Origin of the sequence: Azospirillum lipoferum, from assembly GCF_024170005.1 — a bacterium.
GTDB lineage: Bacteria > Pseudomonadota > Alphaproteobacteria > Azospirillales > Azospirillaceae > Azospirillum > Azospirillum lipoferum.
On record NZ_JALJXJ010000026.1, the window covers coordinates 1 to 15,677 of the forward strand.

Annotated in this window: 12 protein-coding genes; 9 read left to right on the forward strand and 3 right to left on the reverse strand. The window is 68.2% G+C overall.

Annotated elements, in window-relative coordinates; translation table 11 throughout:
- The 3 genes from J2848_RS34130 to J2848_RS34140 form a co-directional block, all read right to left on the reverse strand.
- On the reverse strand, nucleotides 1–833 hold an 833-nt coding region (locus J2848_RS34130), incomplete at its 3' end, for an aldehyde dehydrogenase family protein (RefSeq protein ID WP_253568830.1).
- A 29-nt stretch (nucleotides 834–862) separates the two neighbouring features.
- The gene (locus tag J2848_RS34135; RefSeq protein WP_149235308.1) at nucleotides 863–1,789 is read right to left on the reverse strand and encodes a dihydrodipicolinate synthase family protein; all 927 of its coding nucleotides are present in this window, start codon (nucleotides 1,787–1,789) and stop codon (nucleotides 863–865) included.
- A 62-nt stretch (nucleotides 1,790–1,851) separates the two neighbouring features.
- Nucleotides 1,852–2,733 (reverse strand): SMP-30/gluconolactonase/LRE family protein, encoded by an 882-nt coding sequence (locus J2848_RS34140; protein WP_149235307.1) that lies wholly within the window; start codon nucleotides 2,731–2,733, stop codon nucleotides 1,852–1,854.
- A 189-nt stretch (nucleotides 2,734–2,922) separates the two neighbouring features.
- Here J2848_RS34140 and J2848_RS34145 point away from each other — a divergent pair, with 189 nt between their 5' ends.
- The 9 genes from J2848_RS34145 (at nucleotide 2,923) to J2848_RS34185 (ending at nucleotide 15,665) form a co-directional block, all read left to right on the forward strand.
- Nucleotides 2,923–3,951: a LysR family transcriptional regulator gene (locus tag J2848_RS34145; RefSeq protein WP_149235306.1), complete on the forward strand. Its 1,029-nt coding sequence runs from the start codon at nucleotides 2,923–2,925 to the stop codon at nucleotides 3,949–3,951.
- 118 nt (nucleotides 3,952–4,069) lie between these two features.
- Nucleotides 4,070–5,158, forward strand: a complete 1,089-nt coding sequence (gene chvE, locus J2848_RS34150) for a multiple monosaccharide ABC transporter substrate-binding protein (protein ID WP_149235305.1) — start codon at nucleotides 4,070–4,072, stop codon at nucleotides 5,156–5,158.
- Nucleotides 5,159–5,254: 96 nt separating this feature from the next.
- A complete protein-coding gene (gene mmsA / locus J2848_RS34155) occupies nucleotides 5,255–6,835 on the forward strand; it encodes a multiple monosaccharide ABC transporter ATP-binding protein (RefSeq protein ID WP_149235304.1) in 1,581 nt (526 codons plus the stop codon).
- A complete protein-coding gene (gene mmsB / locus J2848_RS34160; RefSeq protein WP_149235303.1) occupies nucleotides 6,832–8,031 on the forward strand; it encodes a multiple monosaccharide ABC transporter permease in 1,200 nt (399 codons plus the stop codon). The genes mmsA and mmsB overlap by 4 nt, the downstream gene beginning before the upstream one ends.
- Nucleotides 8,032–8,078: 47 nt before the next feature.
- Entirely contained in the window at nucleotides 8,079–9,017 is a 939-nt protein-coding gene (locus tag J2848_RS34165; RefSeq protein ID WP_149235302.1) for a Gfo/Idh/MocA family protein, read from the forward strand.
- A gap of 163 nt (nucleotides 9,018–9,180) precedes the next feature.
- Nucleotides 9,181–11,199, forward strand: coding sequence for a methyl-accepting chemotaxis protein (locus J2848_RS34170; protein WP_149235301.1), 2,019 nt, complete (start codon nucleotides 9,181–9,183; stop codon nucleotides 11,197–11,199).
- Between the two features lie 92 nt (nucleotides 11,200–11,291).
- Nucleotides 11,292–13,130 (forward strand): IlvD/Edd family dehydratase, encoded by a 1,839-nt coding sequence (locus J2848_RS34175; protein WP_149235300.1) that lies wholly within the window; start codon nucleotides 11,292–11,294, stop codon nucleotides 13,128–13,130.
- 334 nt (nucleotides 13,131–13,464) lie between these two features.
- Nucleotides 13,465–13,851, forward strand: coding sequence for an ester cyclase (locus J2848_RS34180; RefSeq protein ID WP_149235299.1), 387 nt, complete (start codon nucleotides 13,465–13,467; stop codon nucleotides 13,849–13,851).
- Nucleotides 13,852–14,144: 293 nt separating this feature from the next.
- The gene (locus tag J2848_RS34185; protein ID WP_246194471.1) at nucleotides 14,145–15,665 is read left to right on the forward strand and encodes a ribonuclease J; all 1,521 of its coding nucleotides are present in this window, start codon (nucleotides 14,145–14,147) and stop codon (nucleotides 15,663–15,665) included.
- The last annotated feature ends 12 nt before the right edge of the window (nucleotides 15,666–15,677 follow it).

Sequence of the window (15,677 nt, forward strand, 5' to 3'; positions counted from 1 at the left end):
GCCGCCGGCATCAGGAAGACCGGGTTGATGCTGCTCATCTCGGCATAGACCGGGATCGGCTCCGGCCGCTTGGCCGCCACCCCCATCAGCGCCAGCCCGCCGCCACGCGAGCCGGTGAAGCCGACCGCCTTGATCCGCGGATCGGCGACCAGCGCCGTGCCGATGTCCCGGCCATTGCCGAACAGAAGCGAGAACACTCCCTCCGGCAGGCCGCAGGAGGCGACCGCCGCCTGGACGGCGCGGCCGACCAGTTCCGAGGTGCCGGGATGGGCGCCGTGGCCCTTCACCACCACCGGACAGCCGGCGGCGAAGGCGGACGCGGTGTCGCCGCCGGCCACCGAGAAGGCGAGCGGGAAGTTGGAGGCGCCGAACACCGCGACCGGTCCCAGCGGGATATGGCGCTGGCGCAGGTCGGCACGCGGCAGCGGTGTGCGCGCGGGCATGGCCGGGTCGATGCGGGCCTCGATCCAGCTTCCCTCGCGCACCACCTGGGCGAACAGGCGGAGCTGGCCGACGGTGCGGCCGCGCTCGCCCTCCAGCCGGGCGCGCGGCAGGCCGGTCTCGGCCATGGCGCGGGTGATCAGGTCGTCGCCGATGTCGAGGATGTTCTGGGCGACCGTCTCCAGGAAGGCGGCACGCTGCTCCAGGCCGGTTTCGCGGAAGGCGTCGAAGGCGGCCCAGGCCAGCGCGCAGGCGCGCTCGACCTCGGCGGCTCCGCCGCCGCCGAAGACGGGCTCCAGCGCCTCGCCGGTGGCGGGGTCGAAGGCGCGGAACTCGCCCTGGCTGCCGCGATGGGCGGTCGCGCCGATCAGCATCTCGCCGGTGATGGTCATGTCTGGTCTCTCCTTAGCTCGATCGCCGCTCAACGCGCCCAGCGCAGCACCAGCGGATCGAGCCGCTTGGCGGCGTCGAGCAGGCCTTCGCGGCTGATCGGGTGCGGGCTGGCCATCGGGTGGCGCATCGCGTCGGACTTGATGACGCCGCCCTCCTTCATCAGGATCTTGGCGGTGGCGATGCCGCACTGGCGGTTCTCGTGGTTGATCAGCGGCAGCCAGCGCCCATAGGCCGCCACCGCCGCCTCGCGGTCGCCGGCCAGATAGGGATCGACGATCTGGCGGATGCCGTCCGGATAGCCGCCGCCGGTCATCGCACCCGTAGCACCGGCGTCGAGGTCGGCCAGCAGCGTGATCGCCTCCTCGCCGTCCCACGGACCTTCGATGGCGTCGCCGCCCAGTTCGATCAGGGTGCGCAGCTTGGCCGCCGCCTGCGGCACCTCGATCTTGAAGTAGGAGACCTGCGCGATCTCCCGCGCCATCCGCGCCAGCAGCGGTGCTGACAGCGCGGTGCCGCTGACCGGCGCGTCCTGGATCATGATCGGGATGTCGATGGCGTCGGACACGCGCTGGAAGAACTCGACGATGCCGGCCTCCGGCACGCGGATGGTGGCGCCGTGGTAGGGCGGCATCACCATCACCATCGCGGCCCCCAGTTCCTGGGCGCGGCGGCTGCGGTCGGCGCAGGCGCGGGTGCTGAAATGGGTGGTGGTGACGATCACCGGCACCCGGCCGGCGACATGGGCCAGGATCGTCTCCATCAGCACCGTGCGCTCGTCGTCGGTCAGCACGAACTGTTCGGAGAAGTTGGCGAGGATGCACAGGCCGGTGGAGCCGGCGTCGATCATGAAATCGACGCAGCGCTTCTGACCATCGAGGTCCAGTTCTCCCGATTCGGTGAAGATGGTGGGGACGACTGGGAAGACGCCACGATAGGGGCGGGCGCTGGACGACATGGCAGTAGGATCCTTCCTCGAAAACTTTGACGGTCAGCGCAACGACTCAAGCGAATCGGGACTCAGCGACTCAGATTGCCGAATTCGCAGGGCGGAAGGCCGCGCACGCCCGGATCGCACTCGAACAGCGATCCTGCCAGCGGCTCCTCCCCCCGGCCATGCGCCGCGGTGGTGATGAACAGCCGGTCCAGGTCCGGACCGGCGAAGACGCAGGAGGTGACGCGGGACACCGGCAGCGCGATCACGCGGTCCAGGGTCCCGTCGGGGCGGAACCGGCTGACGCGGGCACCGTCCCAATGGGCGACCCACAGCCCGCCCTCGGCGTCGCAGGTCATGCCATCGGGATAGCCGTCCGCCTCGGTGAAGCGGATATGGACGCGCTTGCCCGACAGGCTGCCGTCGGCGCCGATGTCGAAGGCGTAGACGGTCCGCGCCGCGCTGTCGGTGTGGTAGATCGTCCGGCCGTCCGGCGACAGCGCCGGGCCGTTGGCAACGGTGTAGCCCTGGTCGACCCGCGCGACCGTGCCGTCGGCGTCGATGCGGTAGAAGCTGCCGGTCGGCGCCTCCTCCGCATCGTCCATGCTGCCGATCCACAGCCGGCCCCGGGCGTCGGCCTTGCCGTCGTTCAGACGGTTGCCGAACCCGTCGGGCTCGATCCGGGCGATCTCCTCGGCGACCGTCACCTGACCCGGCTCCAGCCGCAGCCGGACCACCCGACGCGAACGCAGCCCGGCGATGAAGCCGTCGCCGTCGGCGCTCTCCACCAGCCAGCAGGCCGCGTCATCCAGTTGCCACCCCGACTGGGAACCGTCGGACAGGCCGTGGCGCAGGATGCGGGACCCGCGGATATCGACGAAATAGACGGCATTCTGCCGCGGGGACCAGAGCGGACCCTCCCCCAGCAGCGCCCGGGCCTGCCAGACGCAACGCGCTTCCTGCGCCATGCCGCTTTACTCCCCCATCGTCCCGATCGGCCGCTCCCGACAGCGGCCTTTTTAAATTTTGTTGACGGCCCAAACGATAAGGGGCCTCTTGATAATCGTCCAATATGAAGATCGGCGCTTGCGATACCAAATGTCGTATCCCCGGCATCCCGCGACCCAGGCGTTCCCGCCCATCGGAGGCACCCGCCCGTGACCCCCCAACGTTTCCCGCCGAACTGGTTCCAGAAGGCGCGGCTGAAGCTGCGCCATCTCCAGCTGTTCGCGGCGCTCGACGAACACCGCAACCTGCACCGGGCCGCCGCCAGCCTGAACATGTCGCAGCCCGCCGCCTCCAAACTGCTGGGCGACCTGGAGGAGACGCTGGGGATCGAACTGTTCGACCGCCATGGCCGCGGGATCGAGCCGAACTGGTACGGCAGCCTGATGATCCGCCACGCCCGGATGATCCTCAGCGAGTTGCAGGAGACGGGAGAGGAGCTGAACGACCTGCTCGCCGGCCACAGCGGCCGGGTGTCGATCGGCACCGTCATGGCCCCGGCGGTGGAGCTGATGGTGCCGGTCATCAGCAGCCTGACCCGCGAGCATCCCAACCTGAAGATCGCCGTGGCGGTGGAGACCAGCGACGTGCTGGCCGACCGGGTCCGCCAGGGGGTGATGGATTTCGCCATCGGCCGCCTGCCCAGCCATTTCGACCCCACCGCCTTCGAATATCAGGAGATCAGCAGCGAGGAGCTGTGCTTCATCTGCCGCGAGGGCAACCCGCTGCTCCGGCTCGGCCGGCCGCTGACAGCGGCCGACCTGTCCGACGTCACCTGGATCCTCCAGCCGGTCGGCACCCTGCTGCGCGACCGGGTGGAGGCGCTGTTCCGGGCCGAGGGCGCCCGGCTGCCGCACCGGGTGATCGAAAGCGCCTCGCCGGTCATCTCGATGGCGATGGTGGCGGAAACCGATTCGGTCACCGTCTTCGCCCGCGCGCTGGCCCAGGTGTTCTCGCCCAGCGGCTGCTGCGCCCTGATGCCTTTCCACAAGCGGTTCAGCGTCGAACCCTACGGCATCTTCTGGCTGAAGGACCGGCCGCTGTCGCCGGGCGCCCGCACCGTGCTGTCGGCCGTGCGCGCGGCCTCGGAGCGCAAGATGCGGCAGAAGGCGGCCCCTCCTCCGACCGCGGTGATGGCTGATAACGAAATGCATATCGATTTGCCGAATAATCATATTTGACAGTTATGGGAAAAGGGAGGATTGCTAGGGACACCAACCATCGCGTCAAACGCCATCCGCGCCACAGAACGCGGGGGCGGCGTATCGCGTGCCGTAGTAACGGGGAGGATTCCGGTCCATGTCGTCCGCTAAGCGCATTTCCATCACCTCTAAATTCGCCGGCCTCGCCGTCGGCCTCCTGGTCGCCACCGGCGCCGGTGTCCCGGCCATGGCCCAGACCAAGCCGACCGTCGGCATCTCCATGCCGACCAAGTCGTCGGCGCGCTGGATCGACGACGGCAACAACATGGTCAAGTATTTCCAGGAAAAGGGATACAAGACCGACCTGCAATATGCAGAGGATGACATCCCCAACCAGCTCGCCCAGATCGAGAACATGGTCACCAAGAACGAGAAGGTTCTGGTGATCGCCGCCATCGACGGGACGACGCTGACCGACGTGCTGCAGAAGGCGGCGGAACAGGGCGTGAAGGTCATCGCCTACGACCGCCTGATCCGCGGGTCTGCCAATGTCGACTATTACGCCACCTTCGACAATTTCCAGGTCGGCGTCCTCCAGGCCTCCTACATCGAGAAGGCGCTCGGCCTGAAGGAGGGCAAGGGTCCGTTCAACATCGAACTGTTCGGCGGCTCGCCCGACGACAACAACGCCTACTTCTTCTACAACGGCGCCATGTCGGTGCTGCAGCCCTACATCGACAGCGGCAAGCTGAAGGTGGGCAGCGGTCAGGTCGGCATGGACAAGGTGTCGACCCTGCGCTGGGACGGCGCCGTCGCCCAGGCCCGCATGGACAACCTGCTGAGCGCCTATTACGGCAACAAGCGGGTCGACGCCGTGCTGTCGCCCTATGACGGTCTCAGCATCGGCATCATCTCGTCGCTGAAGGGCGTCGGCTACGGCTCGGCCTCGCAGCCGATGCCGGTCGTCACCGGCCAGGACGCCGAGGTGCAGTCGGTCAAGTCGATCCTGGCGGGCGAGCAGCGCTCGACCGTCTTCAAGGACACCCGCGAACTGGCGAAGGTCACGGTGGGCATGGTCGACGACCTGCTGGCCGGCCGCACCCCGCAGGTCAACGACACCAAGACCTACGACAACGGCAAGAAGGTCGTTCCGTCCTACCTGCTGAAGCCGGTGCTGGTCGACTCCTCGAACTGGAAGCAGGTCCTGGTCGACGGCGGCTACTACAAGGAATCGCAGATCAAGTGAGTGAACGGCGCGGAAGCGGGGACCAGCCGGTCTCCGCTTCCGCGCCACGCCCAACGGCAGGTCGAACCGTACAGTCGGGCGATCGGGGATTTATCCATGGACAGCATTCTTGAGATGCGCGGCATCACAAAGACGTTTCCGGGCGTCAAGGCGCTCGACAACGTCAACCTCTCGGTCCGCGAGGGGGAGATCCACGCGCTGATCGGCGAAAACGGCGCCGGCAAATCGACGCTGATGAAGGTGCTCAGCGGCGTCTATCCGCACGGCACCTACGAGGGCGAGATCCGCTTCCGCGGCCAGCCCGTCGCCTTTCGCGGCATCGCCGACAGCGAGAAGCTGGGCATCATCATCATCCACCAGGAACTGGCGCTGGTCCCGCTGCTGTCGATCACCGAGAACCTGTTTCTCGGCAACGAGCAGGCGAAACGCGGCCGGATCGACTGGGTCGCCGCCACCGCCCGCGCGCGCGAACTGCTGCGCATGGTCGGGCTGACCGATTCGCCGGAGACGCTGATCACCGACATCGGCGTCGGCAAGCAGCAGCTGGTCGAGATCGCCAAGGCGCTGTCCAAGCAGGTCAAGCTGCTGATCCTGGACGAGCCGACGGCCAGCCTGAACGAAAGCGACAGCGACGCGCTGCTGGCATTGCTGCTGCGCTTCAAGGAACAGGGCATCTCCTCCATCCTGATCTCGCACAAGCTGAACGAGATCGCCAAGGTCGCCGACCGCGTCACCATCCTGCGCGACGGCACCACGGTGGAGACGCTGGACTGCCACGACGCCCCGATCAGCCAGGACCGCATCATCAAGGGCATGGTCGGCCGCGACCTCGCCGACCGCTATCCGCGCCGCACCAGCAACCCGGGCGACATCCTGTTCGAGGTGAAGGGCTGGAACGCCGACCACCCGATCCATACCGGCCGCCGCGTCGTCAAGGACATCGACCTGCATGTCCGCCGGGGCGAGGTGGTGGGCATCGCCGGCCTGATGGGCGCCGGCCGCACCGAATTCGCCATGAGCCTGTTCGGCCGCTCCTACGGCCGCAACATCCGCGGCAAGGCCTTCCTCGGCGGGCGCGAGATCGACGTCTCGACCATCCGCCGGGCGATGGACAACGGCCTCGCCTATGCCACCGAGGACCGCAAGCATTACGGCCTCGTGCTGGACAACGACATCCGCCACAACGTGACGCTGGCCAACCTGGACGGCGTCGCCAAGCGCGGCGTCATCCACCACGAGCGCGAGATCGAGGTCGCCAACGACTTCCGCCGCCGCCTGCGCATCCGCTGTTCCGACGTGTTCCAGCAGACTGTCAACCTGTCCGGCGGCAACCAGCAGAAGGTCGTGCTCAGCAAATGGCTGTTCGCCGACCCGCAGGTGCTGATCCTGGACGAGCCGACCCGCGGCATCGACGTCGGCGCCAAATATGAAATCTACACCATCGTCAACCAGCTGGTGGCCGAAGGCCGCGGCGTCATCCTGATCTCCTCGGAACTGCCGGAGCTTCTGGGTGTCGCCGACCGCATCTACGTGATGAACGAAGGCGCACTGGTCGCCGAGATGCCGGCGGCCGAGGCCAGCCAGGAAAAGATCATGCACGCCATCATGTCGTCCGCCTCGAAAGCCACGGCGGCGCGCGCCGCGGTGGCCGCTGCCGCCCGGGAGTCCCTGCAATGAGTGCCGAACTGAACCTGCCCGCCCAGCAGCCGCGCCAGGCCTCGATGGCCAAGTTCCTGAAGAGCCACATGCGCGATTACGGCATGCTGATCTCGCTGCTGGCGATCGTGGCCTTCTTCCAGTACGTCACCGACGGCACGCTGCTCCAGCCGCTGAACCTGACCAACCTCGTTCTCCAGAACAGCTACATCGTCATCATGGCGCTGGGCATGCTGCTGGTGATCGTCGCCGGGCACATCGACCTGTCGGTCGGCTCCATCGTCGGCTTCATCGGCGCGCTGGCCGCCATCCTGATGGTGCAGTTCCACTGGCATTTCATCCCGACCGCCATCGTCAGCCTGATCGCCGGTGCGGCCATCGGCGCCGCCCAGGGCTATTGGGTCGCCTATTTCCGCATCCCGTCCTTCATCGTGACGCTGGCCGGCATGCTGGTCTTCCGCGGCCTCAGCCTCGCCCTGCTGGCCGGCCAGTCGGTCGGTCCCTTCCCGGTGGAATTCCAGCGCCTCAGCTCCGGCTTCATCCCGGACTTCTTCGGCACCACGGGCTTCCACACGACGACGCTGGTGCTGTGCCTGCTGACCCCGGCGATCCTGATCGGCTTCAGCATTGCCGCCCGCATCCGCCGCCACCGCTTCGCCATCGAACAGGAGCCGCTGGTCCTGTTCCTGCTGAAAAGCGCCGGTCTGTTCGCGGTGGTCGCCTATGTCGGCTGGCTGCTGTCCACCTATAAGGGCCTGCCGAACGTCCTGATCATCATGGCGCTGCTGATCGGCGTCTACGCCTTCGTCACCCGCGACACCACCATCGGCCGGCGCATCTACGCGCTTGGCGGCAACGAGAAGGCCGCCAAGCTGTCGGGCATCGACACCCGCCGCCTGTCCTTCTACACCTTCGTCAACATGGGCGTGCTGGCCGCCCTGGCCGGCCTGATCTTCGCCGCCCGCCTGAACACCGCCACGCCGAAGGCCGGCGTGTCCTTCGAACTGGACGTGATCGCCGCCTGCTTCATCGGCGGTGCCTCGGCCTCGGGCGGTGTCGGCCGGGTGACCGGTGCGGTGATCGGCGCCTTCATCATGGGTGTGATGAACAACGGCATGTCGATCCTCGGCATCGGCATCGACTGGCAGCAGGTCATCAAGGGTCTGGTGCTGCTCGCCGCCGTCTGCTTCGACGTCTACAACAAGGGCAAGGCCTGACGGCGGTCTCTTGACCGCCCTCCCCTTCCCCGACCGGACATATCGCCATGACGCTCCCCACCCTCGGACTTGTCGGTCTGGGAAAGATCGCCCGCGACCAGCATATCCCGGCCATTGCCGCCACCGGCCTGTTCAATCTGGCCGCCGTGGTCAGCCCGGACGGTGCCAGCGCTGACGGCGTGCCGAGCTTCCGCTCCCAGGCGGAGATGCTGACGGCCCTGCCCGGCCTGGATGCGGTGGCACTCTGCACCCCGCCCGCCGTCCGCCACGGGCTGACGGTGGAGGCTCTGCGCGCCGGCAAGCATGTGCTGATCGAGAAGCCGCCCGCCGCCACCCTGTCGGAGCTTCACGATCTGGTGGCGGAGGCGGGTGCCGCGCGCCGCACCCTGTTCACCGCCTGGCATTCGCAGTTCAACCCGGCGGTGGAAGAGACCAGGCGCCGGCTGGCCGACACCACCATCCGCAGCGTCGCCATCACCTGGAAGGAGGATGTGCGGCGCTGGCATCCGGGCCAGGACTGGATCTTCGCGGCCGGCGGCTTCGGCGTCTTCGATCCCGGCATCAACGCCCTGTCGATCCTGACCGACATCCTGCCGGCCCCGGTCTTCGTCCGCTCCGCCGACCTGCATGTCCCGGCCAACCGCGACACCCCGATCGCCGCGACGCTGGAGATGGGGGCGGCCCCCGGATCCCGCGTCGGCCGCGTCACCGCCGATTTCGACTTCCTCCAGCAGGGCGAGCAGACCTGGTCGATCGTCATCGAGACGTCCGGCGGCCGGCTCGACCTGACCCATGGCGGCACCCGCCTGTTCGCAGACGGCGCGCCGGTGATGGCGGAGCCCGACACCGAGTACCAGCGCATCTACCGCCACTTCCACCGGCTGATCGGGGACGGGGCGAGCGATGTCGACGGCCGCCCGCTGTCGCTGGTCGCCGACGCCTGCATGGTCGGCCGCTGGCACCGTACCGACTCCTTCGACTGGTAGAAAGCGACTGGTAGAAAGTTCCGCAACAGCGCCGGGCAATAAGGAGGTCCCGCATGTTGTCGATGATTGCCGATAGCGGCATGCTCGAATGTTGGCGTTCCGCCACTTTCTTCCACTGTTAGTTAAGGTCCCTCGACAGGGTCCGGTAATAGGGAGCTTCCGCATGCCCGCAACCAGCATCCAAATCGGCACCCGCATCGGCCACCGGATCACCGCCGGCAGCGCCGGCATCCTGCTGTTCCTCGCCGCCGTCGCCGGTGTGGGCATCAATGCCCTGTCGGAGACGGAGACGGTGGTGCGCCGCAACGGCGTGCTGGCGGAACAGGTGGTCGATCTCGGCCGCATGCAGACGCTGATGCTGGACATGCGGCTGAAGACCACCGCCTTCCTGCTGAACGGCCGCGACGAGGATGCCGACGCCGTCGCCTCGCTGTCGACGGAAGCGGCGAACCTCGTCGCCGCCGTCGACCAGCGCCTTGCCGGCAGCGGCGACACCGCAGCGGTGCAGCAGATGAAGGCCCGCGTCGCCCAGTATCGCGACAGCTTCGCCGCCGTGCGCGACGCCCACGCCCAGCGTAGCGAGGCGGTGGCCGAGGTGGCGAAGTTCGGGGCGAAGCTGCAGACGATGCTGACGACCATCCTGACCAACGCCAAGGGCAGCGGCAACGTCGATGCCCTGAACCTCGCTGCCCAGGCGGCGATGCATGTCCAGGCCGCCCGCACCGTCGCCGCCCGCTTCCAGGGGGAGGGCAGCGCCGGTCTCGCCACCGCGACCCGGACGGAGCTGAAGACCGCCGCCCAGAATGGCGACGCCATGGCGAAGACGCTGACCGACCCGGCCCTGCGCGGTCTGGTCACCGCCTTCCTCAAGACGCTCGACGGCTACGCCGCCGGCTTCGACCGGCTGGTGGAGACCACCCAGCGCCGCGACGCCCTGGTCAACGACACGCTGACCCCGCTCGGCACCGCCATCGGCGATCAGGCCCGCGGCCTCACCGAGCAGGGCGTCAGCGACGAACAGCAGCTGCGCGCGGATACCACCGCCGACATCGCCGGCTATCGCCGGGCGATGGCCATCGCGTCGGCCGCCGGCCTGATCCTCGGCCTTGCCGCGGCGCTGCTGATCGCCCGCAACCTGTCGCGCCCGGTGGTCGCCATGACCGACGCCATGACCCGGCTGGCCGGCGGCGACCGCTCCGTCACCATCCCCGGGCTCGACCGCCGCGACGAGATCGGCGGCATGGCCAAGGCGGTGCAGGTCTTCCAGGCCGGTCTGATCGAGGCCGACCGCATGGCCGCGGAAACCGCCGCCGCGCATGAGGCCCGCGTCCGCCGCGGCGAGCGCATCGACCGGCTGACCCAGGAGTTCGAGCGGATGGTGGAAGGCACGCTCGGCCGCGTCGCCAGCGCCGCCACCCAGCTCCAGTCCACCGCCCTGTCCATCCAGTCGACCACCGAGGAGACCAGCCGGCTGGCCGGCGACGCCGTCCGCAGCTCCGGCGAGACCACCGGCAGCGTCGAGACGGTGGCCGCCGCCGCCGAGGAGCTGGCCGTCTCCATCGCCGCCATCAGCCAGCATGTCGCCCACAGCGCCGAGGTGACCGAACAGGCGGTCGGCATCGCCCGCGTCACCGACGAGACGGTGCGCAGCCTGACCGGCGTCGCCCGCCAGATCGGCGACGTGGTTCAGCTGATCGGCTCCATCGCAGCGCAAACCAACCTGCTGGCGCTGAACGCCACCATCGAGGCGGCGCGGGCCGGCGAGGCGGGACGCGGCTTCGCCGTGGTGGCGAACGAGGTGAAGAGCCTCGCCGCCCAGACCGCCAGGGCGACCGAGGAGATCGAGGCCCAGATCGTCGCCGTCCAGCGCGTCAGCAGCGAGGCGGCCGGGGCCATCACCGAGATCACCAAGGTCATCGGCGAGGTCAACGAGGTCTCCGCCACCATCGCCAGCGCCATCGGCGAGCAGCGGGCGGCGACCAACGAGATCAGCGGCAGCATCCAGCGCGCCGCCCGCGGCACCCAGGATGTCCGCGACAACATCACCGGCGTGACCCACGCCTTCCAGGCCACCAGCGACGCGTCGCGTCAGGTCAAATCCGCCGCCGACGGCCTGTCCGGCGAGGCCGACGACCTGCGCGGCTGCGTGTCCCGCTTCCTGGCGGACATGCGCGCCGCCTGATCCGACCATGGTCCTACAAGACCAGCCAGACGCAACCACAACTCCGGCGCCGGGCCGTCCGGTCCGCGCCCCAACCTGAAACCGGTGTCGATATGTCCGAGACGAAGCCCCCCTTCCCCGCCAATGCCGACGGTTCAGCCCAGGACTCAGGGCGTCGTCTGCGTTCGCGCGCGTGGTTCGACAACCCCGCCAACCCCGACATGACCGCGCTCTACCTGGAGCGTTACCTGAATTTCGGCCTGACGCGGGAAGAGCTTCAGTCCGGCGCCCCGATCATCGGCATCGCCCAGACCGGGTCGGACCTCAGCCCCTGCAACCGCCACCATCTGGTGCTGGCCGAACGCCTGCGGGAAGGCATCCGCATGGCCGGCGGCATCGCCATCGAGTTCCCGGTCCACCCGATCCAGGAGACCGGCAAGCGGCCGACCGCCTCGATCGACCGCAACTTGGCATATCTCGGCCTCGTCGAGGTCCTGCATGGCTATCCGCTGGACGGCGTCGTGCTGACCATCGGCTGCGACAAGACCACGCCGGCCTGCCTGATGGCCGCCGCCACCGTCAACATCCCGGCCATCGCCCTGTCGGTCGGCCCGATGCTGAACGGCTGGTTCCGCGGCGAGCGCACCGGCTCCGGCACCATCGTGTGGAAGGCGCGCCAGATGATGGCGGCCGGCGAGATCGACTATCAGGGCTTCATCGAGCTGGTGGCCTCCTCGGCCCCCTCGACCGGCTACTGCAACACGATGGGCACCGCCTCCACCATGAATTCGCTGGCGGAGGTGCTGGGCATGCAGCTCCCCGGTTCGGCCGCGATTCCCGCCCCCTACCGTGAGCGCCAGCAGGCCGCCTACGAGACCGGCAAGCGCATCGTCGAGATGGTGCGCCAGGACATCAAGCCGTCCGACATCCTGACCCGCGACAACTTCCTGAACGCCATCGTCGTCAATTCGGCCATCGGCGGCTCGACCAACGCGCCGATCCACATCAACGCCATCGCCAAGCACATCGGCGTGCCGCTGACGGTCGACGACTGGCAGACCCACGGTCTGGACGTGCCGCTGCTGGTCAACCTCCAGCCGGCCGGCGAGTATCTGGGCGAGGACTTCCACCGCGCCGGCGGTGTGCCGGCCGTGGTCGGCCAGCTGATGACCAAGGGTCTGATCCGCGAGGATGCGCCCAACGTCAACGGCCGCACCATCGGCGAGAATTGCCGCAACACCGAGATCCTCGACACCCGCGTCATCCACCCGATCGACGACCCGCTGAAGATCAACGCCGGCTTCGTCGTGCTGCGCGGCAACCTGTTCAACGCCGCCATCATGAAGACCAGCGTGATCTCCGACGAGTTCCGCGAGCGCTACCTGTCCAACCCGCAGGATCCGGAAGCCTTCGAGGGCAAGGTCGTGGTCTTCGACGGTCCGGAGGACTACCACCACCGCATCGACGACCCGTCGCTGGGCATCGACGCCTACACCATCCTGGTCATCCGCGGCGCCGGCCCGATCGGCTACCCCGGTGCGGCCGAGGTGGTGAACATGCGTCCGCCCGCCGACCTCATCAAGCAGGGCATCCACTCCCTGCCCTGCATCGGCGACGGCCGCCAGTCCGGCACCTCGGGGTCGCCCTCGATCCTCAACGCCTCGCCGGAGGCGGCGGCCGGCGGCAACCTCGGCCTTCTGCGCAGCGGCGACCGCGTGCGGATCGACCTGCGCCGCGGCAGCGCCGACATCCTGATCTCCGAAGCCGAACTGGCCGACCGCAAGGCCGCCCTGGAAGCCGCCGGCGGCTACCCCGCCCCGGCCTCCCAGACGCCGTGGCAGGAAATCCAGCGCGGCATCGTCGACCAGCTGGACGAGGGCATGGTGCTGAAGCCGGCGGTCAAGTACCAGCGCGTCGCCCAGACGATGGGGATCCCGCGCGACAATCACTGATCCCAAGCCTGTCGAGCCGCACAGCGCCCCCCGCAGAGCAGCGGGCGGGCGCTGCCGCGCTTTCATGGCGCCACGGATCGACCACCGTCGGCGGAAGTCCGCTTTCGGACATCAGGTCCCGGACGCGGACCGCTTGGCCTTCGCCGCGTCGAATGCCTGACGGGAGCACTCGATCTCCTGCCGGTTCTCCCTGATCCAGCCGGTGAATCCCTCGAGCGCGGGCGGGAGCGTGGCGCTGCGGTAGTCGCTGCACGCGAAACAGGGCAGCTTCTGGAACTCCGATCCCTGCCGCCCTGTCCTATGACGATATTCGCGTGAAACCCGGAGATGCTCCATGGCTGGAACCGATCTTTCCGCCCTTTACCGCGGCTATATCTCCTGCCTGAACGATCAGGACTGGCAAAGCCTGGGAAGATTCGTTCATGAAGACGTCCACTACAATGGAGAGAAGATCGGGCTGTCCGGCTATCGCGAGATGCTGGAGGGGGATTTCCGCGCAATCCCCGATCTCAGGTTCACCATCGACCTTCTGGTCGCGCAACCGCCCCATGTTGCAAGCCGCCTGCTCTTCGACTGCACCCCGAAAGGCGTTCTGTTCGATCTTCCCGTCAATGGCCGGAGGGTTCGGTTCAGCGAGAACGTCTTCTATGGATTTCGCAACGACCGCATCGACACCGTATGGTCGGTCATCGACAAGGCGGCCATCGCATCCCAGCTTTAAGCCGGCAGAGGAGTTTCCGGAGGACCGCAGCATCGGCCCGACCGGTTCTCCCACGCATCCCAGCAATGCCCCACCAATCCGTGTGACCTTTCACGCGCGCCCTTGACGTCCATCCCCCTTTGACCACATAAGCCTCTGCGAAACATTCGATCCCAGCCGTCCCCCAGCCGTATGACGGCCGCCGCATGGCGCCTCCGGCCGGGTTCCTCCGACCCCGAGATCCGCATCGACGAGCGATGCACGCCCGTCCGGCAGCGTCGAATGCCGGCTTATGTGAGACGTACGACAGAGGCATGACGTTTGATTCAAAGCGGCGCAGGATGGCGCCGAACAACCGCGCACGCAACCGCAACCCGCGTCCGCGTGATGACTTCGACGGCTCCCGCCCGCCCGCCAATGCGGTCCATGGCGGCGGCCCCACCGGCCCGGTTCCGGGCAAGGACGAGATCCTGTTCCTTCCGCTGGGCGGCTGTTCCCGCATCGGCATGAACATGGCGCTCTACGGCCATGCCGGCAAATGGCTGATCGTCGACGCCGGCGTCGCCTTCGTCGGCGACGAGATGCCCGGCATCGACAGCCTGATGGCCGATCCCACCTTCATCGAAGAGCGGATGCAGGACGTCGTCGGGCTGGTGGTGACCCACGCGCACGAGGACCATATCGGCGCGATCCACCATCTGTGGCCGCGCCTGCGCTGCCCGATCTATGCCAGCCCCTTCGCCTCCCACATCATCCGGGACCGGCTGAAGGAAAAGGGCGCCCACCGCGCCGCCAAGGTGCAGACCTTCGAGATCGGCGACACGCTGAATATCGGTCCCTTCCGGATCGAGACCATCGCCGTCACCCATTCGATCCCCGAACCGATGTCGCTGGCGATCCGCACGGCGGCCGGCACGGTCCTGCACACCGGTGACTGGAAGTTCGATCCCAACCCGCTGGTCGGCCGCAGCACCGACTTCGCAGCCCTCAAGCGGCTGGGCGACGAGGGACTGCTCGCCATGATGTGCGACAGCACCAACGCCGACGTGCCCGGCTCCACCGGGTCGGAGGCCGACGCCCGCGCCGGCCTGATCGGCGCCTTCGCCAACCGGTCGGGCGCCATCGCGGTGACCGGCTTCGCCTCCAACGTCGCCCGCATGACCGCGGTGGCGGAAGCGGCGGCGGCGGTCGGGCGCAAGGTGGTTCTGGTCGGCCGCTCCATGCTGCGCATGGAAAAGGCGGCGCAGGCCTGCGGCTATCTCGACCATGTGCCGGAGTTCATGGATGTCCGCGAGGCGTCCTGGACCCCGCGCGAGAATCTCGTCTTCCTGTGCACCGGCAGCCAGGGCGAGGAACGGGCCGCACTCAGCCGGCTGGCCCGCAACGAGCACCGCGACCTGTGGCTGGAAGAGGGCGACACCGTCATCTTCTCCGCCCGCGCCATCCCCGGCAACGAGGAGGCCCTGGCCGAAATCCACGAGCATCTGCGCGGCATGGGTGTGGAGATCGTCACCCCGGCCGATGCGCCGGTCCATGTCTCCGGCCACCCGAAGCGCGACGACCTCGCCCGCATGTATGGCTTGGTCCGTCCCCGCTTCGCCGTGCCGGTCCATGGCACCATCGAGCATATGGAAGCCCACGCCCGCCTCGCCCGCAGCTGCGGCGTCGAGCGCGCGCTGGTTCCGGAGGACGGCGACATCCTGCGCATCGCCAGGGAAGGCACCCGCGTGATCGGCCGTATCGAGCCGAAGCGCCTCGCCAACACCGGGCGGGAGCTGATCGCCTGGATCCCGCCGGTGGCGGTGGACGCAGAGGAAGAGCGCGTCGCGGCCTGACCGCCGCCCTGC